Source organism: Streptomyces sp. TRM68367 (assembly GCF_014495685.1).
GTDB lineage: Bacteria > Actinomycetota > Actinomycetes > Streptomycetales > Streptomycetaceae > Streptomyces.
Window position 1 is genome coordinate 1 of the sequence record NZ_JACTVI010000106.1, and the last position, 25214, is coordinate 25214.

Annotated in this window: 22 protein-coding genes, 3 tRNA genes and 1 pseudogene; 15 read left to right on the plus strand and 11 right to left on the minus strand. The window is 70.9% G+C overall.

Features of this window, described 5'->3' with window-relative positions:
• The 5 genes and pseudogenes from H8R17_RS38290 to H8R17_RS38310 all read left to right on the plus strand — a co-directional run.
• A pseudogene (locus tag H8R17_RS38290) lies at nt 1-750 on the plus strand (DNA polymerase III subunit gamma and tau); the annotation flags it as partial.
• A gap of 154 nt (nt 751-904) precedes the next feature.
• The gene (gene purD / locus H8R17_RS38295) at nt 905-2164 is read left to right on the plus strand and encodes a phosphoribosylamine--glycine ligase (RefSeq protein WP_187827812.1); all 1260 of its coding nucleotides are present in this window, start codon (nt 905-907) and stop codon (nt 2162-2164) included.
• Between the two features lie 381 nt (nt 2165-2545).
• Complete coding sequence (locus H8R17_RS38300; RefSeq protein WP_187827832.1) at nt 2546-4546, plus strand: hypothetical protein; 2001 nt, start codon at nt 2546-2548, stop codon at nt 4544-4546.
• 290 nt (nt 4547-4836) lie between these two features.
• On the plus strand, nt 4837-6339 hold the full coding sequence (locus H8R17_RS38305; protein WP_187827813.1) for a N,N-dimethylformamidase beta subunit family domain-containing protein: 1503 nt from the start codon (nt 4837-4839) through the stop codon (nt 6337-6339).
• A 69-nt stretch (nt 6340-6408) separates the two neighbouring features.
• Complete coding sequence (locus H8R17_RS38310; RefSeq protein WP_187827814.1) at nt 6409-7329, plus strand: phosphoribosylaminoimidazolesuccinocarboxamide synthase; 921 nt, start codon at nt 6409-6411, stop codon at nt 7327-7329.
• A 73-nt stretch (nt 7330-7402) separates the two neighbouring features.
• Here H8R17_RS38310 and H8R17_RS38315 read toward each other — a convergent pair.
• The 8 genes from H8R17_RS38315 to H8R17_RS38350 all read right to left on the minus strand — a co-directional run bounded on the left by H8R17_RS38315 (nt 7403) and on the right by H8R17_RS38350 (nt 12017).
• Nucleotides 7403-7475 (minus strand) — tRNA-Gly (locus tag H8R17_RS38315).
• 23 nt (nt 7476-7498) lie between these two features.
• Nucleotides 7499-8107: a response regulator transcription factor gene (locus tag H8R17_RS38320; RefSeq protein ID WP_187827815.1), complete on the minus strand. Its 609-nt coding sequence runs from the start codon at nt 8105-8107 to the stop codon at nt 7499-7501.
• Nucleotides 8104-9366: a histidine kinase gene (locus H8R17_RS38325; protein ID WP_187827816.1), complete on the minus strand. Its 1263-nt coding sequence runs from the start codon at nt 9364-9366 to the stop codon at nt 8104-8106. Before H8R17_RS38325 ends, H8R17_RS38320 begins: the two co-directional genes overlap by 4 nt.
• A gap of 48 nt (nt 9367-9414) precedes the next feature.
• Nucleotides 9415-10212 (minus strand): ABC transporter permease, encoded by a 798-nt coding sequence (locus H8R17_RS38330; protein ID WP_187827833.1) that lies wholly within the window; start codon nt 10210-10212, stop codon nt 9415-9417.
• Nucleotides 10213-10217: 5 nt separating this feature from the next.
• Complete coding sequence (locus tag H8R17_RS38335) at nt 10218-11189, minus strand: ABC transporter ATP-binding protein (protein WP_187827817.1); 972 nt, start codon at nt 11187-11189, stop codon at nt 10218-10220.
• 162 nt (nt 11190-11351) lie between these two features.
• A tRNA-Gly gene (locus H8R17_RS38340) sits at nt 11352-11424 on the minus strand.
• An 80-nt stretch (nt 11425-11504) separates the two neighbouring features.
• Nucleotides 11505-11576 (minus strand) — tRNA-Gly (locus H8R17_RS38345).
• A gap of 123 nt (nt 11577-11699) precedes the next feature.
• A complete protein-coding gene (locus H8R17_RS38350) occupies nt 11700-12017 on the minus strand; it encodes an Lsr2 family protein (protein WP_187827818.1) in 318 nt (105 codons plus the stop codon).
• 352 nt (nt 12018-12369) lie between these two features.
• Here H8R17_RS38350 and purS point away from each other — a divergent pair, with 352 nt between their 5' ends.
• The 8 genes from purS to purM all read left to right on the plus strand — a co-directional run bounded on the left by purS (nt 12370) and on the right by purM (nt 20688).
• Nucleotides 12370-12633, plus strand: a complete 264-nt coding sequence (purS, locus tag H8R17_RS38355; RefSeq protein ID WP_187827819.1) for a phosphoribosylformylglycinamidine synthase subunit PurS — start codon at nt 12370-12372, stop codon at nt 12631-12633.
• Entirely contained in the window at nt 12630-13310 is a 681-nt protein-coding gene (purQ, locus tag H8R17_RS38360) for a phosphoribosylformylglycinamidine synthase subunit PurQ (RefSeq protein WP_187827820.1), read from the plus strand. The genes purS and purQ overlap by 4 nt, the downstream gene beginning before the upstream one ends.
• Nucleotides 13307-15583 (plus strand): phosphoribosylformylglycinamidine synthase subunit PurL, encoded by a 2277-nt coding sequence (gene purL / locus H8R17_RS38365; protein ID WP_187827821.1) that lies wholly within the window; start codon nt 13307-13309, stop codon nt 15581-15583. The genes purQ and purL overlap by 4 nt, the downstream gene beginning before the upstream one ends.
• A gap of 104 nt (nt 15584-15687) precedes the next feature.
• A complete protein-coding gene (locus tag H8R17_RS38370) occupies nt 15688-16188 on the plus strand; it encodes a helix-turn-helix transcriptional regulator (RefSeq protein WP_187827822.1) in 501 nt (166 codons plus the stop codon).
• Nucleotides 16189-16301: 113 nt separating this feature from the next.
• Complete coding sequence (locus tag H8R17_RS38375) at nt 16302-17099, plus strand: maleylpyruvate isomerase family mycothiol-dependent enzyme (RefSeq protein WP_187827823.1); 798 nt, start codon at nt 16302-16304, stop codon at nt 17097-17099.
• Between the two features lie 83 nt (nt 17100-17182).
• A complete protein-coding gene (locus H8R17_RS38380; RefSeq protein WP_187827824.1) occupies nt 17183-17959 on the plus strand; it encodes an META domain-containing protein in 777 nt (258 codons plus the stop codon).
• Nucleotides 17960-18021: 62 nt separating this feature from the next.
• Nucleotides 18022-19551, plus strand: a complete 1530-nt coding sequence (purF, locus tag H8R17_RS38385) for an amidophosphoribosyltransferase (protein WP_187827825.1) — start codon at nt 18022-18024, stop codon at nt 19549-19551.
• 33 nt (nt 19552-19584) lie between these two features.
• The gene (purM, locus tag H8R17_RS38390; protein WP_187827826.1) at nt 19585-20688 is read left to right on the plus strand and encodes a phosphoribosylformylglycinamidine cyclo-ligase; all 1104 of its coding nucleotides are present in this window, start codon (nt 19585-19587) and stop codon (nt 20686-20688) included.
• A 98-nt stretch (nt 20689-20786) separates the two neighbouring features.
• On the opposite strand, the gene H8R17_RS38395 is transcribed toward purM, so the two are convergent.
• Both H8R17_RS38395 and H8R17_RS38400 read right to left on the minus strand, forming a co-directional pair.
• Nucleotides 20787-21038 carry a DUF3073 domain-containing protein gene (locus tag H8R17_RS38395; protein ID WP_187827827.1) on the minus strand — a complete coding sequence of 84 codons (252 nt, stop codon included), beginning with the start codon at nt 21036-21038 and terminating at the stop codon, nt 20787-20789.
• A 316-nt stretch (nt 21039-21354) separates the two neighbouring features.
• Nucleotides 21355-22452, minus strand: a complete 1098-nt coding sequence (locus H8R17_RS38400) for an amino acid dehydrogenase (RefSeq protein ID WP_187827828.1) — start codon at nt 22450-22452, stop codon at nt 21355-21357.
• Nucleotides 22453-22699: 247 nt separating this feature from the next.
• Between H8R17_RS38400 and H8R17_RS38405 the strand changes: the two genes are divergently transcribed.
• Nucleotides 22700-23557: a hypothetical protein gene (locus H8R17_RS38405; protein WP_187827829.1), complete on the plus strand. Its 858-nt coding sequence runs from the start codon at nt 22700-22702 to the stop codon at nt 23555-23557.
• 548 nt (nt 23558-24105) lie between these two features.
• Nucleotides 24106-24312 carry a developmental transcriptional regulator BldC gene (bldC, locus tag H8R17_RS38410; RefSeq protein ID WP_187827830.1) on the plus strand — a complete coding sequence of 69 codons (207 nt, stop codon included), beginning with the start codon at nt 24106-24108 and terminating at the stop codon, nt 24310-24312.
• 444 nt (nt 24313-24756) lie between these two features.
• Here bldC and H8R17_RS38415 read toward each other — a convergent pair whose 3' ends face one another.
• The gene (locus H8R17_RS38415) at nt 24757-24957 is read right to left on the minus strand and encodes a DUF6274 family protein (RefSeq protein ID WP_187827831.1); all 201 of its coding nucleotides are present in this window, start codon (nt 24955-24957) and stop codon (nt 24757-24759) included.
• Nucleotides 24958-25214 lie beyond the last annotated feature (257 nt).

The following is a 25214-nucleotide window of genomic DNA, read 5'->3' on the forward strand; positions in this document are numbered from 1 at the left end:
GGCGGCGGGCAGCCGTCGGCCGCGCCGGGCGGGACCGGGGCTACGGCATCCGGCGGCGCCCCGTCGGCACCGTCCGCCCCGCCCGCGGCCCCGGCGCCCAGCGCCCCGCCCGCCTCTGCGTCCCCGAGCGGCGGCCTCGACCCGCGCTCGCTGTGGCCGAACATCCTGGAGGCGGTCAAGAACCGCCGCCGGTTCACCTGGATCCTGCTCAGCCAGAACGCCCAGGTGGCCGGCTTCGACGGCACGACCCTCCAGCTCGGTTTCGTCAACGCGGGCGCGCGGGACAACTTCCTGAGCAGCGGCAGCGAGGACGTACTGCGGCAGGTGCTGGGCGAGCAGTTCAACATCCAGTGGAAGATCGAGGCGATCGTCGATCCGTCGGGCGGCGCGGGCTCCCAGGCACCCCCCGGCCCCTCCGGCTTCACCGGCGGCCACGGCGGTGGCGGCGGCCACGGCGGAGGCGGCGGAGGTTACGGCTCCGGCGGTGGCGGCGCGCCCACGCAACGCCCGGCCCCTCCCCAGCCGACGCCCCCGGCACCGTCACCGGCGCCCCAGCCTCCGGCAGCCGAAGCGGCACCGGCGCCGGCGCCCGCGCCCCCGCCGTCCGCCCCGGAGCCGCCCCCGATCTCCCCGGAGGACGACATCCCCGAGGACGACGACCCTGACCTCGACGAGTCGGCCCTCTCCGGCCAGGAACTGATCGTGCGCGAGCTGGGGGCGACGGTGGTGGAGGAGTTCTCGAACGAGTAGCGGGTCTGGAATGTGCCGGTGAGGGAGCCAACGCCAGTCACCTCGCCCCTTCCCAGCGCCCGCCGCCGCTTTTGGAGAAACCTCCACATCGAGATCCCCGGTACTTCAGAACCCCGTACAAATGGCACCCGGCCCCTCCCATTAGGCTGACCCCGTGAAGGTCCTCGTCATCGGCAGCGGCGCCCGCGAACACGCCCTGTGCCGTTCCCTGTCCCTCGATCCCGACGTCACCGCGCTGCACTGCGCCCCCGGCAACGCCGGCATCGCCGAGGTCGCCGAGTTGCACCAGGTCGACGCCCTCGACGGCAAGGCCGTAGCCGCCCTGGCCACGGGACTCGGCGCCGGTCTGGTCGTCGTGGGCCCGGAGGCGCCGCTCGTCGCCGGGGTCGCCGACGCCGTGCGCGAGGCGGGCATCCCGGTCTTCGGGCCCTCCAAGGAGGCCGCGCAGATCGAGGGGTCCAAGGCCTTCGCCAAGGACGTCATGGCGGTGGCCGGCGTACCCACGGGCCGCTCGTACGTCTGTACGACTCCGGATGAGGTCGCCACGGCCCTCGACGCCTTCGGAGCCCCGTACGTCGTGAAGGACGACGGGCTGGCCGCCGGCAAGGGCGTCGTCGTCACGAGCGACCTCGACCAGGCCAAGGCCCACGCCGCGGCCTGTGAACGCGTCGTCATCGAGGAGTACCTCGACGGCCCCGAAGTCTCCCTCTTCGCCGTCACCGACGGCGAGACGGTCGTCCCGCTCCAGCCCGCCCAGGACTTCAAGCGCGCCCTGGACGGCGACGAGGGCCCGAACACCGGCGGCATGGGGGCGTACTCCCCGCTGCCCTGGGCCGACCCGAGGCTGGTCGACGAGGTCCTGGAGACCGTCCTCCAGCCCACCGTCGACGGGATGCACCGCCGTGGCACGCCGTTCTCGGGGCTGCTGTACGCCGGCCTCGCGATCACCTCCCGCGGCGTCCGCGTCATCGAGTTCAACGCCCGCTTCGGCGACCCCGAGACCCAGGTCGTGCTCGCCCGCCTGAAGACCCCGCTGGCCGGCGTTCTGATGGCCGCCGCCACCGGCAACCTCGCCGACCTGGAACCGCTGCGCTGGAGCGAGGACGCCGCGGTCACCGTGGTCGTCGCCTCGCACAACTACCCCGGCACCCCGCGCACCGGCGACCCGATCACCGGCCTCGACGAGGTAGCCGCCGAGGACGCCCCGCACGCGTGGGTGCTGCACGCCGGGACCAAGCGCGACGGCGACGCGATCGTCAGCGCGGGCGGCCGCGTCCTGTCCGTCACCGCGACCGGCGAGGACCTCACGCAGGCCCGCGACCGCGCCTACCGGGCCGTGACCCGCATCAGCCTCGACGGCTCCCAGCACCGCACGGACATCGCGGCTGCGGCAGCGGGCACGCCGCCGGCGTGAAGCGGCCGACGCGCCATCCGTATCGACGAACAGCCCCGCTCATCCCCACCCGAATGCACCCCCACGGGTGAATCCTCCAGGCCCCGGACCCTTCTCAGGAACCGGGGCCTGGCTCTTGCCGTTTACTTCGGTATCCGGGCTGTACCCGGGGCCTGATCCTCGCTGTCCGTCATCCACCTTTCCCCAAAGCCATTCCATCGAGTGAGCGATGCCCCATCCGGCTGACGATGGCCGGGGCCCCAACTAGGGTGCGGCGCAAGCGTTCCGGCACTTGGCCCACCGGCATTGCGATGCCAGTCGTGGGTGCCACAGTGGGGGAGTGAGCAACGCCAGGACAGCGTCAGGTGAGCTGGGAGGGGGTGACGTCGGATCGTGACCGGTATGGGTGTGGAGGCGGGGGCGCAGGCCGCCCGCTCCCGGGCGCTAGCCGTGCTGCGCATCCGCAGCCGCGCCCTGGCCGTCGCCCTGCTGCCCGCGGCCGCCGCCGTGATCCTGCTGGCCGGCCGCTCCACCGGCCACCTCGTGGGCGCCGGCTGGGACATCGCCCGGTGGATCGTGACCCCGCTCGCCCTGCTCGTGCTGCTCGCCGCGGGCGGCATCGCCCTGGTCGTCGCCCGCGCCCGTCCCGCCGTGAGCCCCACGGTCCCGGTCGCCGAGGAGGCGGCCCCCGACCTGTACCGGATGGTGCGCGACCTCGCCGACCGGCTCGACGTCCCCGCCCCGTCCGCGATAGCGCTCACCCCGGACTGTGACAGCTGGCTGGAGGACCGTACGCACCCGGCCCACGGCCCGCCCACGGGCTCCCGGTTCCGCCTCGGCCGCCGCCGGACCGTGGTCCCGCTGTCGTCCGAGGAGCACGACGACATAGCGGGCGCGGGCGGGCACCCGCACCGCCGGGCGGCGCCGGTCGCCCCGGTCCTGGTCATCGGCTCCCCGTTCCTGTGGTGGATGCGCGTCGGCGAGCTGCGCGCGGTCCTCGCCCCGGTCGTCGCCGGTACGGGTCCGTCGGCGCACCCGGACATAGCCGCTGCCCGGCGCTTCGTCCAGGGGCTGGACGCCGCGGTGGCGGTGGCCGACGGGCGCCGGCGCTGCCTGTTGTTCCGCTCGGTGTGTGCCGGGCTCGGCTGGGTCGCCCGCCTGCTGCTGCGCAGCTGCCGGGGGCACGCCGCCGAGATGGAGCGCTGGGTCGCCGCCGCGGCGGCCGAGCGTGCACAGGCTGTGGACCACGGCCTGCGGATCGTCGCGCAGGAGCAGGTCGGCCTGGCGTACGCGGGCTGGGACCGGCTGCTGACCCGGGTCGCGCTGCCCGCGTGGCGGATGGGCCGCTGGCCGTCCCGGCTGGACGCCGGCGTCGTGGCGGCGCTCACCGAGCTGTCCCGGCGCGACCGGCTGGCCGAGGGCTTCGCCTCCCGTCTGGGCGAGCGCCCCGCCTGCGACCTGCTCGAAGAGCCCGGCCTGGTGGACGAGGCGGCCTCCTTCCTCGCCGCCCGCCTCTTCCACGGCGGCCCCGCCGAGCCCGGCCCGGACTGGTCCCCGGTGGACTGGAGCGAGTACCCGGACGAGGTCGTGGACCGCAAATGGCGCACCGACGCCGGCCGCCTCCACCGCGTCCTGGACGCCCTCGGCGTGCGCCCCGCCACCGCGAGCACGGGCCACGACCCGAACGGCCCCACCCTGGCCCGCGTCCTCGACCACCTCACGGATCCGGCCCACGCACCTGGCCGTACGGCACCGGTCGCAACCCGCGCCTCCGGTCATACGGCACCGGTCCCGACCCGCGCCCCTGACCAAACGCCGGCCCCGAACCGCGCACCTGACGAGCCCGGCTGGACCGTCGAAGCCGACGCACGCGAAGCCGACGCACACACCGAGGCGGACGCGGACGACGAGGACCTCGCCGGAACCACCCCCCGCAGCGCCGCCCTGGCCGCCCGCCTCACCTCCGAGCTGTCCCGCGAGGAGGCCTCGGCCACCCGGGCCGCCGGCACCGGACCCACCGGCCCACCGGGATCCACCGGCCCCACCGGCCCCACCGGCTCCTCCGCCGACGCACCCCCTCCCCTCGCCCCCCAGGCCGGCCCCGACACCGTCCTCTGGGACGATCGCACGCTTCCCCTCTTCCCGCTCCAGCCGCCCCGTTCCGCCCGCGAACTGCTCTCCGACCACATCACGGCGATGGTGTGCTGCGCCGCGATGGACACCGCCGGCGCGGCTCCCGGCCTCGACTGGCTCGACGGCCCGTCCCTCCTGGTCAACGGCGTACGCGCGGTTGACCTGACGCCCAAGGTCCTCAGCCTCGTCGAGAAGGGCGACCCGGGTCCCCTCCGCGCCTGGCTGACCGAACTCGGCATACGCCCCGAGAAGCCGGTCCGCCTCGTCTGACGGAAACCCCCAACCCAAGCCTCGAAGCATCACCCAAGCCCCGAAGCCCCACCCCACGCAAGCCCCGAACCCCTCCCTCTACCCCCCGAAGCGGATCCTCCGCTTCCATTTTCGGTCAATTCGCAACGGCTGGTGACAGACTGCGTGCGTAATGTGATGTGCTTGGACCGACCCCGCAGATGGCAAGGGCTTGCGACATACGACAAGCACATGAGCGGCCGCACGAAGCACGCAAAACAACCACCGAACCGCGAGGCACGACCACGTGGGAGCGAGGGAGGGGAGCGACCATGGGGTCGGAGCCGGGGTCGGAGCAGGTCCGCCGCTGGGAGTCCGGGGCGCTCGCGCACGCCGTGACAGACCCGTTCGGCCAGGGCCCCGTCCCCTGGCTGCGCGGCAACGTCACGTACTTCGACGACACCGGCCAGATCGTCCCCTGGTACGTCGACGGCCACGCCCACCCCCCGAACGCGGGCACCCGCAGTGCCCCCGCCCCCCGCGCCGGAGCCCCCCGCTCCGCCGACGACGTGCACCGCCAGATCAAGGGCTTCACCTCCACCGGCGCGGTCGTACCCGGCGAGGCCATCGACTTCCACATCACCGTCGATCCGCCCCAGCAATTCGGCGTCGACGTCTACCGCATCGGTCACTACGGCGGCGACGGCGCCGCCAGGATCACCACGAGCCCCAGGCTGTCCGGCATCGTCCAGCCGCCCCCGCTCACCGCCGACCGCACGGTCTCCTGCCACCACTGGTGGCTCTCCTGGCGGCTCCAGGTGCCGTCGTACTGGAACGTCGGCGCGTACGTCGCCGTGCTCACCACCGCCGACGGCTACCGCTCACACGTACCCTTCACGATCCGCGACCACCGCCCCGCGGACCTGCTGGTCCTGCTGCCCGACATCACCTGGCAGGCCTACAACCTCTACCCGGAGGACGGCCGCACCGGCGCCAGCCTGTACCACGCCTGGGACGAGAAGGGCTGCCTGCTGGGCGAGGCGGACGCCGCGACCACGGTCTGCTTCGACCGGCCGTACGCAGGTTCCGGGCTCCCGCTGCACGTCGGCCACGCCTACGACTTCATCCGCTTCGCCGAGCGCTACGGCTACGACCTCGCCTACGCCGACGCCCGCGACCTGCACGCCGGCCACATCGACCCCACCCGCTACCGAGGCCTGGTCTTCCCCGGCCACGACGAGTACTGGTCGGCCCCGATGCGCCGCACCGCCGAACTCGCCCGCGAGCAGGGCACCTCGCTCGTCTTCCTCTCCGCCAACTCCCTGTACTGGCAGGTGGAGCTGGGCCCCTCACCGCCCGGCGTCCCCGACCGGCTGCTGACCTGCCGCAAGCGCAAGGGGCCCGGGAAGGCGGTTCTCTGGCGCGAGATCGACCGCCCAGAGCAGCAGCTGATCGGCATCCAGTACGCCGGCCACGTCCCCGAGCCGCACCCGCTGATCGTCCGCAATGCCGGCCACTGGCTGTGGGAGGCGACCGGCGCGCACGAGGGCGACGAGCTGTCCGGCCTGGTCGCGGGCGAGGCCGACCGCTACTTCCCGCGCACCCCGCTCCCCGACCACGAGGAGCGGATCCTGCTCGCCCACTCCCCCTACACCGACCGCGACGGCGCCCCCCGCCACCAGGAGACGTCCCTCTACCGCGCCCTGTCCGGCGCTTTAGTCTTCGCGTCCGGGACGTTCGCCTGGTCCCCGGCCCTGGACCGGCCGGGCCACGTGGACGCCCGTATCCAGCGTGCCACCGCAACCCTCTTGGACCGCATCTGCAAACGTGATTGACCCCGCGTCCGTGATCAGTCCCGCCATACGGGAGAATCGACTCAGTGGACATAACCACGGGGAGGAACCGTGTCCGGATTCGTAGAAAAGCCCGAACCGATCCAGGTTCCGGGCCTGGTGCATCTGCACACCGGCAAGGTACGTGAGCTGTACCAGGACGAGGCGGGCGACCTCTTGATGGTGGCCAGCGACCGCATCTCCGCCTTCGACTGGGTGCTGCCGACCGAGATCCCCGACAAGGGCCGCATCCTCACCCAGCTCTCCCTGTGGTGGTTCGACCAGCTCGCCGACCTGGTCCCGAGCCACGTCCTGAGCACCGAGCTGCCGGCGAACGTCCCCGCCGACTGGCAGGGCCGCGCCCTGGTCTGCAAGTCCCTGCGGATGATCCCCGTGGAGTGCGTGGCCCGCGGCTATCTCACCGGTTCGGGCCTGGCCGAGTACGAGGAGTCCCGCACGGTGTGCGGCCTCGCCCTCCCCGAGGGCCTGGTCGACGGCTCGGAGCTGCCCGCCCCGATCTTCACCCCGGCCACCAAGGCGGCCGTCGGCGAGCACGACGAGAACGTCTCCTACGAGGAGGTGGCCCGCCAGGTCGGCGCGGACACCGCCGCCCGGCTGCGGCAGGCGACCCTGGCCGTGTATTCGCGTGCCCGTGACATCGCCCGCGACCGCGGCATCATCCTCGCGGACACCAAGTTCGAGTTCGGCTTCGAGAACGACAACGACGACAACGACGACAACAACCTCGTCCTCGCCGACGAGGTCCTCACGCCCGACTCCTCCCGGTTCTGGCCGGCCGGCACGTGGCAGCCGGGGCGGGCGCAGCCGTCGTACGACAAGCAGTTCGTGCGGGACTGGCTGACCTCGCCGGAGTCCGGCTGGGACCGCCGCGGCGAGCAGCCTCCGCCGCCGCTGCCGCAGCAGGTCGTGGACGCGACGCGGGCGAAGTACGTGGAGGCGTACGAGCGCCTGACGGGCTCGACCTGGAGCTGACCGGACCGGGCCCGCGCCACAGCGGGCCCGGACATGAAAAAGCCCTCGGCCGGAACCGAGGGCTTTCAACCGGAGCGGACGACGAGGTTCGAACTCGCGACCTCAACCTTGGCAAGGTTGCGCTCTACCAACTGAGCTACGTCCGCGTTGCGCCGTGGCGCGAGAGCAACTATACCCAACCTCGCTCGCGCGCGAGGCGCACGGCCGCATGCCGGTTCTCCACCCCGAGCTTCGACACGGCGGCCGACAGGTAGTTCCGTACGGTGCCCTGCGACAGCGCGGCCCGCTCGGCGATCTCCGCGACGGGCGCCCCGCCGGCGGCGAGTTCCAGCACCTCGGCCTCCCGGGAGGTCAGCGGCGAGTCCCCGGCGGAGATCGCGTCGGCGGCCAACTCGGGGTCGACGTAGCGGTTTCCGGCGTGTACGGTCCGGATGATCTCGGCGAGCCGCTGGGCGCTCACGGTCTTCGGGACGAACCCCCGCACACCCGCCGCCAGCGCCCGCTTCAGATGGCCGGGCCGCCCGTGACTGGTCACGATCAGCGTCCGGCACCCTGGCAGCTCGGCCCGCAGCGATGTGGCCACCCTCACACCGTCCGCGCCGGGCATCTGCAGATCCAGCACGGCCACGTCGGGCGCGTGTGCCCGCGCCATCGCCAGCGCCTCCGGGCCGGAGGCCGCCTCGGCGACGACCAGGATGTCGTCTTCCAGGGACAGCAGCGCGGCGAGCGCGCCGCGGATGAGGTGCTCGTCGTCGGCGAGCAGCACGCGCACCGTCATGACGTGACCTCGCTCAGGTCTCGGCCCACCCGGGACGGCAGAGGCACCTCGACGGTCAGCCGGAACAGCCCGTCCCCGGCGGGCCCGGCCCGCAGCGTCCCGCCGATCCCCGCGAGCCGCTCCCGCAGCCCCGCCAGCCCGGACCCGCCGCCCGGGCCGCTTCCCGCGTCCCGCGGCACCCCGTCGTTCTCCACGATCAGTACCACCAGCCCCTCCGCCACCCGAACCACCACCGAGCAGCGCCGAGCGTCCCCGTGCCGCAGCACGTTCGTCGCCGCTTCCCGTACGACCCAGCCCAGCGCCGACTGCACCGCGGCCGGCAGCCCGGCGGACGGTGCGGTGACCGTGCAGTCGATGCCGGCCGCACTCAGCACGCCCTGCGCACCGGCGAGTTCCGCACCGAGGTCGGCCTCGCGGTATCCGCGGACGACCTCGCGCACCTCGCGCTGCGACTCCTGCGCCAGCCGCTGCACCTCGATCATCTGCTCCACGGCTTCCGGCCGCCCCCGCTGGGACAGCTGCACGGCCAGCTCGCTCTTCAGCGCGATCACGGCCATGTTCCGGCCGATCACATCGTGCAGATCCCGCCCGAACCGCAGCCGCTCCTCGGCGATGGCGAGCTGCGCTTCGACGTCACGGGCCCGTTCGGCTTCCCACAGCACGGACAGGGTCCAGGCGGCGCAGCGCGAGGTGAACAGCGAGATCGCGGCCCAGAAGGCGACCAGGAGCCCGACCACGATCGCCTCGGTGGCCTCGTCCCCGGCGAGGGTGAAGGCCGCCGCCAGGACCGCTCCCGCCCCGGCGCTCTGGAGCAGGAACGTCCGCCAGGGCACCACCAAGGCGTACACCAGCCCGAACACCGTCAGGACCGCGCCCAGCGACAGTCGCGCGACGAGCGGGTCGGCGCCGCCCGTCGCCCGCAGCGCCAGGACGAGGGCCAGGGCCAGCACGAGCAGCACGATCGAGGGCGCCAGCGCGCGACCGGGCAGTGTGCCGCGGCCCAGGTAGTGGTCGAGGGCGGGCCGCGTGAGGCGGTTGGCGACGACGCACTGGAGGATGCCCACCAGGAGCAGCGGCCCGCCGAGGACCAGGGCACGGGGACCGTTCCACAGCTGCGCGGCGAGGGGCAGCGCCAGCCACGGGATGAAGAACGCCCAGGTCGTGACGTACCAGGTGACCAGGGTCGTCAGTTCGACCCGCTCGGCCTTGCCGCGCTCCCGCCACTGCCGCCGCTGCCACCCCCGTAACCGCCCGAACACCGTGCCGCCCTCCCGTAACCGTCCTCGGCCAACCGTCCCCCGGCGTGGTCAGCGCCGCGGCTCCCACCGGAACCACCGCTGTACAGCAAACACGGCCAGGGCGGTCCAGGCCACCGCCGTCGCGACGGCGCGCAGTGTCTCGGCCGCCGAGAGGCTGTCGGTCCAGGCGCCGCGCACCAGCGTGATCACCGGTGACAGCGGCAGGAGTTCGCAGACGGAGGCCAGCCGGTCGGGCAGCACCTCCAGCGGGACGGTCACCCCGGAGGCGAACAGCGAGATCATCAGCAGCGGCATTGGCGTGACCTGGGCGCTCTCCGCGGTCCGCGTCCAGTTCGCGGTCAGCGCCGCCAGCGCCGCGCACATCACCAGACCCAACAGCACTCCGAGGACCGCCAGATGGGGCGCCGACGGCGCGCCGACGTCCACCAGGGCCATGCAGCCCACCGTCAGCAGCACGCTCTGGACGAACCCGAGGGTGACGGCCGGCAGTGCGGCCCCGGTGAGGATCTCGCCGTCCCGCAGCTCGCCGGTGCGCAGCCGCTTGAGGACGAGTTCCTCGCGCCGGGTGACGAGGGCGCCGACGAGCGGTGAGTAGACGGCGAACAGCAGCGCGACGCCGATCGCGGCGGGCAGTACGACCGTACCGATGTTCAGCCCGGCCTCCGCGAGGTCCATCTCCCTGGCCGCCGCCCGCATGCTGAACGGCATCGTCACCGGCACGAACAGCGCGGCGAAGAGCGCCCCCTTGCTGCGCCCCAGCAACGTCAACTCGGCCCGCGCCAGCGCGGCCATCCGCCCCGCGGGGCTGGTGGCCGGCCGCGCGGGGCCCGTGGCCACTGCGCTCATGTCCCTCATGCCGCGTACTCCTCGTACCCCTCGACTGTCACCGATCCGGCGGCGGCCTCCCGCGCGATCCCCAGGAACGCCTCCTCCAGCGACGCCGACCGCACATCCAGCCGGCCCAGCTCCACGCCGGCCCGCTCGGCCCACACCAGCACACCGGTGGCGGCCCGTTGCAGCTCGCGTGTGCGCAGCCGCACGAGCCGTCCGTCCGTCTCGTGCCCGCAGACGCCCAGGTGGTCGAGCGGCGGCAGGTCGCCCACGAAGTAGCCCGTGGGCAGTTCGAAGGAGATCCGGGACGGCTGTGTGGCCGTTACCTCGCCCGGCGTCCCGGTGGCCGCGATGCGGCCCTCGTGCAGGATGGCGAGCCGGTCGGCGAGGGACTCGGCCTCCTCGAGGTAGTGCGTGGTCAGCAGCACGGTCGTACCGCCGTCGCGCAGCGCCCGTACGAGGTCCCAGGTGTCCCGTCGCCCTTCGGCGTCCAGGCCGGTCGTGGGCTCGTCCAGGAACAGCACCTCGGGCTCGCCCAGCAGCGCGAGCGCCAGGTCGAGGCGCCGCCGCTCACCGCCGGACAATTGCTTGACCCGTACGCCGGCCTTCTCGGCCAGCCCGACCAGTTCCAGCGCCTCCCGCTCCGGCCGGGCCCCGCTCACGCAGTCGGCCCACATCCGCGTGGTCTCCGCGACGGTCAGCTCCGAGGGGAAGCCCCCTTCCTGGAGCATCACGCCGGTCCGGGGGCGCACGGCGGCCCGTTCGGTGTACGGGTCGTGGCCGAGGACCCGCACCCGCCCGGCGGCCGGCGGCGCGAGCCCCTCCAGCAGTTCGACGGTCGACGTCTTGCCCGCGCCGTTGGTGCCCAGCAGTGCGAAGACCTCGCCGCGCCGCACTGAGAAGTCGATCCCGCGCACCGCCTCGAACCCGCCCCCGTACACACGCCGCAGGTCACTGACCTCAATCACGTGTTCGTGTCCGTTCGTTTCCATGCCTCCAGCGTCCCGGCGGCACGGCCCCGGCAGCAGTGCGCGCTGTCATCGCTCGGCATGACAAATGTCAGACACCGGCCATCCAATCCACCGGACACCCGCCCGCACAATCGACCGAACATGAAGAAGACCCCGGTCCATTGGACCGGGGTCTCATTCCCGAGCGGACGACGAGGCTCGAACTCGCGACCTCAACCTTGGCAAGGTTGCGCTCTACCAACTGAGCTACGTCCGCACTGCTCCCGACCAGCTTTCACCGGTCGGTGCGAGCACCAGCCTACCTGATCCACAACAGTGGCCGGTACAGCGGTGCAGAGCGGGTGACAGGAATTGCACACTGCGCCTTCCCCCTGGAAGGGGGATGTTCTACTACTGAACTACACCCGCAGGCCCTGAGTGAGCTGGGCCTTTCGGCCTCGCCCCTCGGCGTGCTCCAGACTCTAGCTGATCAGCAGGGGTGCTGCGCAAGTCGGTTGGCGCGAGGGGTGGCTGACCGGCCGTGAGCCCGGCTCACCGCGCCGCGGCGAACGCCTCGTAGACCTTCTTGGGGATCCGCCCGCGCGCGGGTACGTCCATCTTGTTGGCCTGGGCCCAGGCCCGCACGGCCGCCGGATCGGGGGCGACCTCGGTCTGCCGGTAGGTCTTGCCCGACCGCGCCCGCTTGCGGCCCGCCGCCACGTAGGGCGCGAGCGCCTTCCGCAGTTCCTTGGCGTTGGATTCATTCAGGTCGATCTCGTACGACTTGCCGTCGAGTCCGAAGGCGATCGTTTCCGCCGCTTCCGAGCCGTCGATGTCGTCAAAGAGCGTGACCACGACCTTCTGCGCCACGAATATCGGTCCCTTCGTGCGACATCTGATCTGCGGTGACGTGCCGAGTCGTCACGGAGATGCCGAGATGTCGACTGTCCGCCTGTTAATGGGCAAAGTATGGGCTATTGGTATTTCATTTGTACAGCGCCCGGCATTGCAATGTGAAGCCCGACTAAATCTGCCCGCGTGTCCCCTGCGCAATAGGACCCGGCGGAGCGATCCACGAACTTTCCCAGAACTTTTCGCGATGAACCCCGGCCGAGACCGGATCGTGACAGGGGTCACGTAGATTCCTCCAACTCTACGCGCGTAGAAATTTTGTGCGGGTAGTCTGAAGGGACCTGCTCAGCACCACACACCGGGAGTGCCAGTGGCACGCGTCGTAGTCGACGTCATGCTCAAGCCGGAGATCCTCGACCCCCAGGGCCAGGCGGTGCAGCGCGCACTGCCGCGGCTGGGTTTCGAGGGGATCTCGGACGTCCGTCAGGGAAAGCGTTTCGAACTGGAAGTTGACGGGCCGGTCGACGAGGCCGCGCTCGCCCGCATCCACGATCTTGCGGAATCCTTCCTCGCCAACACGGTGATCGAGGACTTCACGGTGAAGATCGAGGAAGTCGCGGAGGCTGCGAAGTGACCGCTCGTATTGGCGTCGTCACTTTCCCGGGCAGCCTCGACGACCGGGACACGCAGCGCGCGATCCGCCTCGCGGGCGCCGAACCGGTCGCCCTCTGGCACAAGGACAAGGACCTGAAGCAGGTCGACGCCGTGGTGCTGCCCGGCGGTTTCTCCTACGGCGACTATCTGCGCGCCGGCGCCATCTCCCGTTTCTCGCCGGTGATGGAGACGGTCATCGAGCAGGCGAAGGCCGGTCTGCCGGTCCTCGGCATCTGCAACGGCTTCCAGATCCTCACCGAGGCCCATCTGCTGCCCGGCACGATGCTGCGCAACAACCACCTGCACTTCATCTGCCGTGACCAGAAGCTGCGGGTGGAGAACGCCCGGACCGCCTGGACCAGCGACTACACCGCCGGCCAGGAGATCCACATCCCGCTGAAGAACATTGACGGGCAGTACGTCGCCGACCAGCACACGCTGGACGCACTGGAGTCCGAGGGCCGGGTCGCCTTCCGGTACCTGGACGTCAACCCCAACGGCTCGAACAACGACATCGCGGGTGTCACCAACGAGGCCGGCAACGTCGTAGGCCTCATGCCGCACCCCGAGCACGCCGTGGAGTCGCTGATCGGTACCGGCCGTACCGACGGTCTCCCGTTCTTCACCTCGATCCTCAAGAAGCTGGTCAACGCATGAGCCGGACGCCTCTGGACACGGTCGAGCACGCGGCCGCGACCCCCGACGTCGAGCTGCCCTGGGCCGAACTGGGCCTGAAGAAGGACGAGTACGAGCGCGTGGTCGAGATCCTCGGCCGCCGGCCCACCGGTGCCGAACTCGCCATGTACTCGGTGATGTGGTCGGAGCACTGCTCGTACAAGAGCAGCAAGGTGCACCTCCGCCAGTTCGGGGAGAAGGCCCCCGAGAACGACGCCCTGCTCGTCGGCATCGGCGAGAACGCCGGTGTGGTCGACGTCGGCCAGGGTTACGCGGTCACCTTCAAGGTCGAGTCGCACAACCACCCGTCGTACGTGGAGCCCTACCAGGGCGCGGCCACGGGTGTGGGCGGCATCGTCCGAGACATCATCGCGATGGGCGCCAGGCCGGTCGCCGTCGTCGACCCGCTGCGCTTCGGCGCGGCCGACCACCCCGACACCAAGCGCGTCCTGCCGGGTGTCGTCGCCGGCATCGGCGGCTATGGCAACTGCCTGGGCCTGCCCAACATCGGCGGCGAGGTCGTCTTCGACTCCTGCTACCAGGGCAACCCGCTGGTCAACGCCGGGTGCATCGGTGTGATGCGGCACGAGGACATCCACCTCGCGAAGGCGTCCGGCGCGGGCAACAAGGTCATCCTGTACGGCGCCCGGACCGGCGGCGACGGCATCGGCGGCGCGTCGATCCTGGCGAGCGAGACCTTCGACGAGGCCAAGCCGTCGAAGCGCCCCGCTGTGCAGGTCGGCGACCCCTTCCAGGAGAAGCTGCTCATCGAGTGCACCCTGGAGGCCTTCAGGGAGAAGCTGGTCGTGGGTATCCAGGACCTGGGCGCCGCGGGCCTGTCCTGCGCGACGAGTGAGCTGGCCTCCAACGGCTCCGGCGGCATGCGCGTGACCCTGGACGACGTACCGCTGCGCGACTCCACGCTCTCTCCCGAGGAAATCCTCATGAGCGAGTCGCAGGAACGCATGTGCGCGGTCGTCGAGCCGGAGAAGGCCGACCGGTTCCTGGAGATCTGCGCCAAGTGGGACGTCATCGCGACCGTCATCGGTGAGGTGACCGACGGCGACCGCCTGGAGATCTACTGGCACGGCGGCAAGATCGTCGATGTCGACCCGCGGACCGTGGCGCACGAGGGTCCGGTCTACGAGCGCCCCTACGCCCGCCCGTCCTGGCAGGACGAGCTCCAGGCGGACGACGCGAACAAGCTGACCAGGCCGGCCACCGCCGAGGAACTGCGCGAGCAGGTCCTGAAGCTGGTGGCGTCCCCCAACCAGGCCTCCAAGAAGTGGATCACGTCCCAGTACGACCACTTCGTGCAGGGCAACACGGTCCTCGCCCAGCCCGAGGACTCCGGCATGATCCGCATCGACGAGGAGAGCGGCCTCGGCGTCGCCCTCGCGACGGACGGCAACGGCCGGTACGCCAAGCTCGACCCGTACGCGGGTGCGCAGCTGGCGCTGGCGGAGGCGTACCGGAACGTGGCGACGACGGGCGCCAGGCCCCTCGCGGTCTCCGACTGCCTGAACTTCGGCTCGCCCGAGGACCCGGCGGTGATGTGGCAGTTCGCGGAGGCCGTGCGCGGACTGGCGGACGCCTGCCAGCAGTTGGGCACGCCGGTCACGGGCGGCAACGTCTCCCTGTACAACCAGACAGGCGAGGCGGCGATCCACCCGACGCCGGTCGTGGCCGTGCTCGGCGTGATCGACGACGTCGCCCGGCGCACGCCGGTCGCCTTCCAGGAGGAGGGCCAGCTGCTGTACCTCCTCGGCGACACGCGCGAGGAGTTCGGCGGCTCGGCCTGGTCGCAGGTCGTCCACGACCACCTCGGCGGGCTGCCGCCCAAGGTCGACCTGGAGCGCGAGCGCCTGCTCGCCGAGATCCTCATCGCCGCCTCCCGCGACGGCATGATCGACTCCGCGCACGACCTGTCCGACGGCGGTCTCGTCCAGGCGGTCGTGGAGTCGGCGCTGCTCGGCGGCAAGGGCGCGCGTCTGGTCGTACCGGACGGGCTCGACGCGTTCACCTTCCTCTTCTCCGAGTCGGCGGGACGCGCGGTCGTCGCCGTGCCGCGCTCGGAGGAGGTCCGCTTCAACGACATGTGCGGCGCCCGCGGCCTGCCGGCCACCCGCATCGGTGTCGTGGACGGTACTTCGTCTGATTCACATGCAGTGGTCGAGGTCCAGGGCGAGTTCACGCTCACCCTGTCCGAACTGCGCGAGGCGCACGACGGGACGATCCCGGCGCTGCTGGCCTGACAACCGGCCGTTTCGACAAGCCCCCGCCCGGTCCGCCGGGCGGGGGCTTGTCGTGTCTCTGGCTCCTGCTTGCACGTAATTACGTACTTCCGTAATATCGAAGGGTGGAACTCGAACAGCGTGTCGCCGACCTCGAACGCCGACTGGCGGCAGTGGAGGGCGCGCACCGCGCCGCACCCCGTCTCGGCGAGGGTGACTTCTGGGCCCTGAACGGGCTGAAGGAGCAGCTGGGCGAGCTTGGGGCGACCGACGGAGGTGTCCTGTTCACCGGTGCCGTACGGCTGCCGGCCGGGGAGCAGTACGAGTGGCAGTACGGCACGCTCACCGAGGGCCTGCTGGCGGACGACTGGACGGTGGTCGCCGAGTCGTTCGCGGCGCTCGGCCACCCGGTCCGGCTGCGGCTGCTGCGCGAGATCATCGGCGGTCGGCGCACCGTGGCGGAACTCGCCGAGCTGGACGAGGTCGGCACGACCGGCCAGATCTACCACCACCTGCGCCAGCTGACCGGCGCGGGCTGGCTGCACACGACCGGGCGGGGGCGGTACGAGGTGCCGCCGGGGCGGGTCGTACCGCTGCTGGTGGCGCTGTCCACGGCTCGGCCATAGGAGCGATGACCAGACCCGACCAGGGGGAACGATGTCCGCACGCAAGCTCGCCATGCAACAAGGAGGTGTTCGAGGCGCCCACCGAGGTCTCCGCGCCCGCATAAGCTGCCCCCATGCCTCCGGCCAAGAAGCGCACCCGCAGCTACGACCCCGGCAAGATCCGCGCCGCCGTCCTGGCCCAGTTCGGGAACGTGCGGACAGCCGTCCGCACCCTCACCCCCGAGCAGCTCGCCCTTCCCACCCGCCTCGGCGACTGGACGGTCCGGGAGCTGGCCGCGCACGTGACCATGGCCGTGGAGACCGTCAGCCGCAACCTCGACCGCGAGGAGCCGGCCAAAGCTGAACTCGCCCTCCTGGACTGGCCCTTCGCCACCGCCGCCCGCGCCGCCGGCATCGACGAGGGCACCCGCGCGCTGGCCGCGGACAACGCCGATCTCGACGACCTGTTCGCGCGCACCGAGGAACGCATCAGCAAGAAGCTGGCGGATGCCTCCGGCAGCCGCCTCCTCGCCACCCGCACCGGCGCCATCACCCTCGACGACTACCTGGTCACCCGCACCGTCGAACTCGTCGTCCACACCGACGACCTGAACGCCGCCGTGCCCGGCCTCGGCATCCCGTACGACCGGCAGGCCCTGGCCGCCTGCACCCGGCTGCTGGCCGACGCGCTCGCCGTGAAGGCGCCGGGCGGCTCGACGGAGGTGCGGGTGCCGCCGTACGCCGTGGTGCAGTGCGTCGAGGGGCCCCGGCACACCCGCGGCACCCCGCCGAACGTCGTCGAGACCGACCCGCTGACCTGGATCCGGCTGGCGACCGGGCGGGTGGCGTGGCCGGAGACGGTCGCGGACGCCAAGGTCAGCGCGAGCGGGGAGCGGGCCGACCTGGAGCCGTATCTGCCGGTGATGCGCTGAGCCGCCGCCGGTGACGCCGGTAACGGGAACCGAGTACTCCGGTCCGAGGGGAACCGATCACTCCTCCTCCCCGTCGAATGGGCATGTACAGGCAGAAGCAGCGCATGACCCTGACAGCCGCCCTCGTGCTCGTCCCGCTCGCGGCGGCCTGCGGCAGCGAGAAGGCGGACAGCGGCAGCGGCTCGGTCGGTGCCGGCAAACCCCTGACCGGCGTCCGGTGGAGCGTCGACAGCGTCACCGTCGGCGGCAGCACCCACCGTGCCCCCGCCGACGCCCATATGAAGATCGACGGCAGCCGGGCGGAGGGCTCCTACGGCTGCAACACCTTCGGCGCGACGGCCGTCGTCGACGGCGACCGGATACGCCTCGACAAGACCATGTCGACCGAGATGGCCTGCGAGAAGGAGCCCATGGCCTTCGAGAAGACCCTCGCCTCCGCCCTCACCGACGGTTCGCTCAAGGCCGAGGTGAAGGACGGCCACCTGACCCTCAGCACCGACGACGGCGACACCGTCAAGCTGAGCGAGGCGAAGGATGCCCCGCTCCAGGGCACCAAGTGGAACGTCACCTCGCTGAGCGCCGCCGACGGCAAGGCCCAGCTCACCTTCGACACGAAGAGGGGCACCGTCTCCGGCAGTCTGGGGTGCAATCACGTCAACGCGAAGGCCACCGTGCGCGACGGCCATATCACCCTCGGCGCGCCCTCGACCACCCGAATGATGTGCGAAGACTCACTCATGAACGCCGAGAAGACCCTGCTGCGCCTCTTCGACGGGCAGCTCAGGTACGGGGTCGATCACCGCACGCTCACGCTGACCAGCGAGAACGGCATAAGTGTGCGGGCCGAGGCCGGCAAGTGATCCACTACTGACGCGGTATCCCCAATTCGGACCAGTGGTCGATCTCGCCTACACTCGATGCTGTGCCACGTGGTGACGGTCGACTCAATCACGATCTGCTCCCCGGCGAGAAAGGCCCCCAGGACGCATGCGGCGTCTTCGGTGTCTGGGCTCCGGGCGAAGAGGTCGCAAAGCTCACGTACTTCGGGCTCTACGCCCTCCAGCACCGGGGCCAGGAGTCCGCGGGAATCGCGGTCAGCAACGGCTCCCAGATCCTCGTCTTCAAGGACATGGGCCTCGTCTCCCAGGTCTTCGACGAGACCTCGCTCGGTTCGCTCCAGGGTCACATCGCAGTCGGTCACGCCCGCTACTCGACCACGGGTGCGTCCGTGTGGGAGAACGCCCAGCCGACGTTCCGGGCCACCGCGCACGGCTCGATCGCGCTCGGCCACAACGGCAACCTCGTCAACACCGCACAGCTCGCGGAGATGGTCGCCGACCTGCCCAAGCAGGAAGGCGGCCGCACTCCTCGGGTGGCGGCCACCAACGACACCGACCTGCTCACCGCGCTGCTCGCGGCCCAGGTCGACGACGACGGCAAGCCGCTGACCGTCGAGGAGGCCTCCGGCAAGGTCCTCCGGCAGGTCAAGGGCGCCTTCAGCCTCGTCTTCATGGACGAGCACACCCTGTACGCCGCCCGTGACCCGCAGGGCATCCGCCCGCTGGTCCTGGGCCGCCTGGAGCGCGGCTGGGTGGTCGCCTCCGAGTCCGCCGCCCTGGACATCTGCGGCGCCAGTTTCGTCCGGGAGATCGAGCCGGGCGAGTTCGTGGCCATCGACGAGAACGGTCTGCGCACCTCCCGATTCGCGGAAGCGAAGCCCAAGGGGTGTGTCTTCGAGTATGTGTACCTGGCCCGCCCGGACACCGACATCGCCGGCCGGAACGTGTACCTCTCCCGCGTGGAGATGGGCCGCCGCCTGGCCAAGGAGGCCCCGGTCGAGGCCGACCTGGTGATACCGACCCCGGAGTCCGGCACCCCGGCCGCCATCGGCTACGCGGAGGCGTCCGGCACCCCCTTCGGTGCCGGTCTGGTGAAGAACGCGTACGTCGGCCGTACGTTCATCCAGCCCTCGCAGACCATCCGCCAGCTCGGCATCCGCCTGAAGCTGAACCCGCTGAAGGAAGTCATCAAGGGCAAGCGCCTGGTGGTCGTCGACGACTCGATCGTGCGCGGCAACACCCAGCGGGCCCTGGTCCGCATGCTCCGCGAGGCGGGCGCCGCCGAGGTCCACATCCGGATCTCCTCGCCGCCCGTGAAGTGGCCCTGCTTCTTCGGCATCGACTTCGCCACCCGCGCCGAGCTCATCGCCAACGGCATGAGCATCGAGGAGATCGGCACCTCGCTCGGCGCCGACTCCCTGGCGTACATCTCCATCGACGGCATGATCGAGGCGACCACCATCGCCAAGCCGAACCTGTGCCGCGCCTGTTTCGACGGCGAGTACCCCATGGAGCTCCCCGACCCCGAGCTGCTCGGCAAGCAGCTGCTGGAGACCGAGCTCGCGGCCGGCACGGCCGCCCCGGCTGCCGTCGACGCGATCCGTCGCCCGTAAGCCCGTAGAAACCAACCCGAAAGATCCCAGGCAATGTCTGCTGTGTCTGATCAGTCGCCTCCGGCGACGGGTGCCACCGGCGCGTCCTACGCCGCTGCCGGAGTCGACATCGAGGCGGGCGACCGCGCCGTCGAGCTGATGAAGGAGTGGGTGAAGAAGACGCAGCGCCCCGAGGTCCTCGGCGGCCTCGGCGGCTTCGCCGGCCTCTTCGACGCCTCCGCCCTGAAGAACTACGAGCGCCCGCTGCTCGCCTCCGCCACGGACGGCGTCGGCACCAAGGTCGACATCGCGCGTCAGCTGGGCGTCTACGACACCGTCGGCCACGACCTGGTCGCCATGGTCATGGACGACATCGTGGTGTGCGGTGCCGAGCCGCTGTTCATGACCGACTACATCTGCGTCGGCAAGGTCCACCCCGAGCGCGTGGCCGCCCTCGTGAAGGGCATCGCCGAGGGCTGTGTGCTGGCCGGCTGCGCCCTGGTGGGCGGCGAGACGGCCGAGCACCCCGGCCTGCTGGGCCCGGACGACTTCGACGTCGCCGGCGCCGGTACGGGCGTCGTGGAGGCCGACCGGGTGCTGGGCGCGGATCGCATCCGCAAGGGTGACGCCGTGATCGCCATGGCGTCCTCCGGTCTTCACTCGAACGGGTACTCCCTGGTCCGCCACGTGCTGCTGAACCAGGCGGGCATGACCCTCGGCACCCATGTGGACGAACTCGGCCGCACCCTCGGCGAGGAGCTGCTGGAGCCGACCAGGATCTACTCGCTGGACTGCCTGGCCCTGATCCGCACCACGGACGTGCACGCGTTCAGCCACGTCACCGGCGGCGGCCTCGCCGCCAACCTGGCCCGGGTGATCCCCGACTCCCTGCACGCCGCGATCGACCGCTCCACTTGGACCCCGGCCCCGGTCTTCGACCTCGTCGGTACGACGGGTCGGGTCGGCCGCCTGGAGCTGGAGAAGACTCTGAACATGGGTGTGGGCATGATCGCGATCGTGCCCGAGGAGTCGACGGATGTGGCCCTGGCGACGCTGGCCGACCGCGGCGTGGAGGCCTGGGTGGCCGGCGAGATCACCGACCGGGGCGACCACGCGACGGGCGCGGAGCTGGTGGGCGACTACGCGTCCGGCGCTTGAGGACCGGGGCCCGGGGCGGAGCCCCGCGACGGCAGTACGAAACCCGGTCCGGTGGTGAACCCCGGACCGGGTAACGAACAGCTAAGCAGCTGCAAGCGTCAGGCGCCGCGACGTTGCTGTGAGGAGTCGTCGTCCTCGTCCTCGTCGTCGTCCTCATAGAGGTCGGCGTACCGTGAGTACAGGTCGTCGTCGTCCTGCCCATCGTCCTCGAAACGATCGCCGTTCGGCGACTGGTTCGATGTCGATGCGCCCAGCTCTTCAGCCAGGCGTGAGAGGTCCGTCCCACCGCTGTTGTACTTCAGCTGGCGGGCGACCTTCGTCTGCTTGGCCTTGGCCCGGCCGCGCCCCATGGCTCGACCCCCTCAACGACGGGGCTCGACGGCCCCAGAGTCTGACACGCGTTCATGATCTGGAACGGACTCTCCGCGGAGAGGCCGATCCGTAGGGCTTCCACGGTACCTGAGCCCGCGCCCATACGGTACGTCGCCCGCAGGACGTGCCCACATCCAGGACCTTCGAGGCGCCCCGTCCTCGCTGGTCAATCGCGATTTTAACCACTTATCGCCGATCGACCCGCCGGTGGACGTGAGAGTTCTCTCTAAGTGCCCACCGACGGGTACCGGCCAAACATGGAAGGACCCGCGGATCGGCGTCCCGGCGGCACCCTCACCGTGCCCCGCGGGCCTCCGCCATCCTCTGCTCGGCGATCCGGTCGGCCGCCGCGGCCGGCGGAATGCCGTCCCGCTTCGCACGTGCGAATATGTCGAGCGTGGTGTCGTAGATCTTCGCCGCCTTGGCCCTGCACCGCTCGAAGTCGAACCCTTGCAGCTCGTCGGCGACCTGGATGACGCCGCCGGCGTTCACCACGTAGTCCGGCGCGTAGAGAATCCCGCGGTCGGCGAGGTCCTTCTCGACGCCCGGGTGGGCGAGCTGGTTGTTGGCCGCGCCGCACACCACTCTCGCGGTCAGCACCGGCACGGTGTCGTCGTCGAGCGCCCCGCCGAGCGCGCAGGGGGCGTAGACGTCCAGGCCCTCGACCCGGATCAGCGCATCCGTGTCCGGCACGGCCGTCACGCCCTGCGGGTGCCGGTCGAGGATCCGGCGTACGGCCTCCTCGCGGACGTCCGTGATCACGACCTCGGCGCGCTCGTGGCGCAGGTGGTCCACCAGGTGGTGGCCGACCTTGCCGACGCCGGCGATGCCGACCCGGCGGCCGCGCAGCGAGGGGTCGCCCCACAGGTGCTGGGCCGAGGCCCGCATGCCCTGGTAGACGCCGAAGGCGGTGAGGACGGAGGAGTCGCCGGCGCCGCCTTTCTCGGGGGAGCGGCCGGTGGTCCAGCGGCACTCACGCGCTACGACGTCCATGTCGGCGACGTACGTACCGACGTCGCAGGCGGTGACGTACCGCCCGCCGAGCGAGGCCACGAACCGCCCGTAGGCGAGCAGCAGGCTCTCGGTCTTGACCTTCTCCGGGTCGCCGATGATCACGGCCTTGCCGCCGCCGTGGTCGAGACCGGCCATGGCGTTCTTGTACGACATCCCGCGGGCGAGGTTGAGCGCGTCGGCGACGGCCTCCGCCTCGGTCGCGTACGGGTAGCAGCGCGTACCGCCGAGCGCGGGGCCCAGGGCGGTGGAGTGAATGGCGATGACGGCCCTCAGACCGCTGGCGCGGTCCTGGCAGAGCACGACCTGCTCGTGCCCCCCTTGATCTGAGTGGAAGAGGGTGTGCAGTACATCAGCAGGTGCGCCGGTTACGTCGGTCACTGTGGTGACTCCTGTGCAAGTTGCGGCGGTGTGGAGAGCAGCTCCCACGGGCCCCCACGCTTTTGGCAGTGGGAGGGTGGCGGGGGCTGTGAGCACGAGATTAGAGCCTGCTGCCGCCGGCCACCGCACCGTGCTCAGGATCACCTCCTCACGGGGGACGTCCGTGCGACGATTTGCATGGATCACCCGTGCGTTTGTGAGTGGGTCCCGTAGGTTTTCGCGATGGAGCGCGGGGGAGGGAGCAGGCGTGCCCAAGGTGTCCTCGGTGATCGTGCCCTACGCGACCTATCTGCGCGTGTACGAACCGCTGGCCGCCTTCCCGGAGCCGGAGCGCAGCCACTGGGCGCGCTACGCCCGCCGCCCCGACCGGCCGTCGTACCAGGACGAACTCCGGCGTGCCCTGGCCGACTTGCTGCCCACGCCGCCGGTCCCGGTGCCGGTGCACGAGAGCGAGGACGCCTTCGTGCTGGACGTGGACGGCGTGATCTGCGTGTGCCCCTGGCGCACCCGGCTGCGCGCCTGGCAGGCGCTCAGCGAGCTGTCTGAGGACTTTCCGGCGCCGGTTCTGGACGCTCTCCTGCCGCCAGTCGTACGCCGCCAGGCGGCCCAGGACTACGAGCGCTGGCTGGCCGACAACCCCGACGCCCGGCCGTGGATCCGCACGGCGACCTGGCAGGTGCCGATCAACTGGTTCGTGCTGGTCTCGGACGAGGAGCGGGAGTACGAGAAGGGGGCCGGCGAGCCCGGGCCCGGCGGCAGCGCGCCGGTGCTGCGCTACCGCACGCCCATGGTGCAGGCGCGGCGGCGGGTGGCGCGGGGGCTGCGGGCGCTGAAGGACGCGATGGACGAGGGGCCGCTCATCGACGGTCTGGTGGACGTCGGCCGGTGGCTGGAGGAGTTCCACCCGCGCTCGCTGGTCGAGCTGGACTACGGCGGCCTGGTGCACGCCCTGCCGGCCGGCGAGCTGGAGGACGACCACTCGGCGGCGGACGTGGCCGAGGGGATCGCGGCGCTGCGGCGCGGCGACGGGGAGGCCGCGGGGGCGGCGTACGGGCGGCTGGTGGAGCGGTGGCGGTCGGTGCGGGACCGGCGGTCGGCGAACTGACGTTTGACGTGGGGCCCGTTTTGGGGTTTCGTCCTCGCACCGAGGTTCCTGAGGTTGCGTCAACAACGTCCACACGGAACCGACACGCGGCGAACATGGGACGTACGTCCTGATCCGGTCTTATGTGTCAAGCGTGACGGACCGCACGTACGGGGCCCTTGCGCCCCTTGCCCCTCCTCATGCCAAAATAGGACAAGGAGTCCGGGGGAGGACTCCTCCGCCCATGTGCTCCACTATGGGCGGAATCTCAGCATTGCACGCTTTGGGGGGTCTGGTGCCTCCTGATCGCCCTGTGACTGATCGTCACAGCGGCGTGACTGTCCGCTATGGCATGGTCCATCGGCTTCCGTCGCTGATGAACACCTGAGAGGGCAATTCCATCGGTTTGGCCGACGCGGCTGGACAGATGGTGTAGTTGTAGTGCCGAGGACAAGCCGTTCGTCCTATAACCGACTCGACTCGCGTCCGCCATTTCGGGCAACGCGGGTCAAGGTGCAGAATTTAGAGGAAAGAACCGAGAAGGTTCGGTTCTCCCGAGGAGGCCGCTCATGACCGCTCGCACCCCTGATGCCGAGCCGCTGCTGACCCCGGCTGAAGTCGCCAGCATGTTCCGTGTCGACCCGAAGACGGTCACGCGGTGGGCGAAGGCCGGCAAGCTCACGTCGATCCGTACGCTCGGCGGGCACCGCCGCTACCGCGAGGCCGAGGTCCGCGCTCTGCTCGCGGGCATTCCGCAGCAGCGCAGCGAGGCCTGAACAACTGCATAACCGGGCAAACCGGTCGGGCCCCCAACCCGCCGAGGCGCCCGAAACCGCAGCTACAAGCGACGCGGGACCTGCCCCAACAGGGCCCACGCCCAAGCCGATCAGAGCTTTTCAGGCAACTGAACAAGGGTGCGTCGTCGATCGCGCTGGACTCCGCCGGGTCCAGCGCGATCTTTTTGTGTGCGTGTGGTCGTCCGGGGTGACGGTGTGGGGCTGTGGGGTGGCTCTGTGCGCGGGCTTGTCGGAGTCTGGGGAAGGCTGTGGGGTCTCCTGTGCGTGCGTCCCGACTGAGGTGCAATTGCACATATTAAATTGACCACTTGTAGGAGACCGGTAAGAACGCGGATTCCCAGAGCTCATCCGGTGACACCCGTCACACGCCAGGGATCTTGTTACCTACGGCACAAGTGCGCTAGTAGACGCGGTGACTGCTGGTCATGTGCGGGAGGGGCTCCCGTCCCTCTCGACCTCGAGAATCCCCTCCGGGCCGTCCGCGCCGGGCGGGGCGGAGGTCATCGCCAGTCGCAGCAAGTGGTGGCAGATCGGGCAGTGACGGGTGAGATGCCGGTACGACGAGGCGGCCGCCAGATGCGCCCGGAGCAACGCCCGCGTCTCGTGCCTGGCCGATGCCGCCATACCCCCACCTCCACAGCCGGCCGTGCGACGAACGGCCCTGCTTCCTGAGGTACCCACCGAAGGTGCCGCCGTCAAGCCAAGAGACAACCAGGGCGACAGAGAAGAGACCGGGTCCGAAGGGTGGGCAGGCGTGAGGCCCGCAGCTGTTGATGGCTGCGGGCCTGACGTTAGGGCTTGCAGATCATCAAGGTGTTGCTTCCCGTCCTGAAGCTCGTTGGTGTGGTATGCGCATCCCGGACGAGACTCGTGACCAACTC

Bases quoted from the DNA above. Each gene is read 5' to 3' on its own strand.
- purL (WP_187827821.1), top strand. From the start codon at position 13,307: ATGAGCCGGACGCCTCTGGACACGGTCGAGCACGCGGCCGCGACCCCC.
- H8R17_RS38335 (WP_187827817.1), bottom strand. From the start codon at position 11,189: ATGGAAACGAACGGACACGAACACGTGATTGAGGTCAGTGACCTGCGG.
- H8R17_RS38375 (WP_187827823.1), top strand. From the start codon at position 16,302: ATGCCTCCGGCCAAGAAGCGCACCCGCAGCTACGACCCCGGCAAGATC.
- H8R17_RS38305 (WP_187827813.1), top strand. From the start codon at position 4,837: ATGGGGTCGGAGCCGGGGTCGGAGCAGGTCCGCCGCTGGGAGTCCGGG.
- H8R17_RS38415 (WP_187827831.1), bottom strand. From the start codon at position 24,957: ATGGCGGCATCGGCCAGGCACGAGACGCGGGCGTTGCTCCGGGCGCAT.
- H8R17_RS38380 (WP_187827824.1), top strand. From the start codon at position 17,183: ATGTACAGGCAGAAGCAGCGCATGACCCTGACAGCCGCCCTCGTGCTC.
- H8R17_RS38320 (WP_187827815.1), bottom strand. From the start codon at position 8,107: ATGACGGTGCGCGTGCTGCTCGCCGACGACGAGCACCTCATCCGCGGC.
- H8R17_RS38330 (WP_187827833.1), bottom strand. From the start codon at position 10,212: ATGAGCGCAGTGGCCACGGGCCCCGCGCGGCCGGCCACCAGCCCCGCG.
- H8R17_RS38300 (WP_187827832.1), top strand. From the start codon at position 2,546: ATGGGTGTGGAGGCGGGGGCGCAGGCCGCCCGCTCCCGGGCGCTAGCC.
- purM (WP_187827826.1), top strand. From the start codon at position 19,585: ATGTCTGCTGTGTCTGATCAGTCGCCTCCGGCGACGGGTGCCACCGGC.
- bldC (WP_187827830.1), top strand. From the start codon at position 24,106: ATGACCGCTCGCACCCCTGATGCCGAGCCGCTGCTGACCCCGGCTGAA.
- H8R17_RS38395 (WP_187827827.1), bottom strand. From the start codon at position 21,038: ATGGGGCGCGGCCGGGCCAAGGCCAAGCAGACGAAGGTCGCCCGCCAG.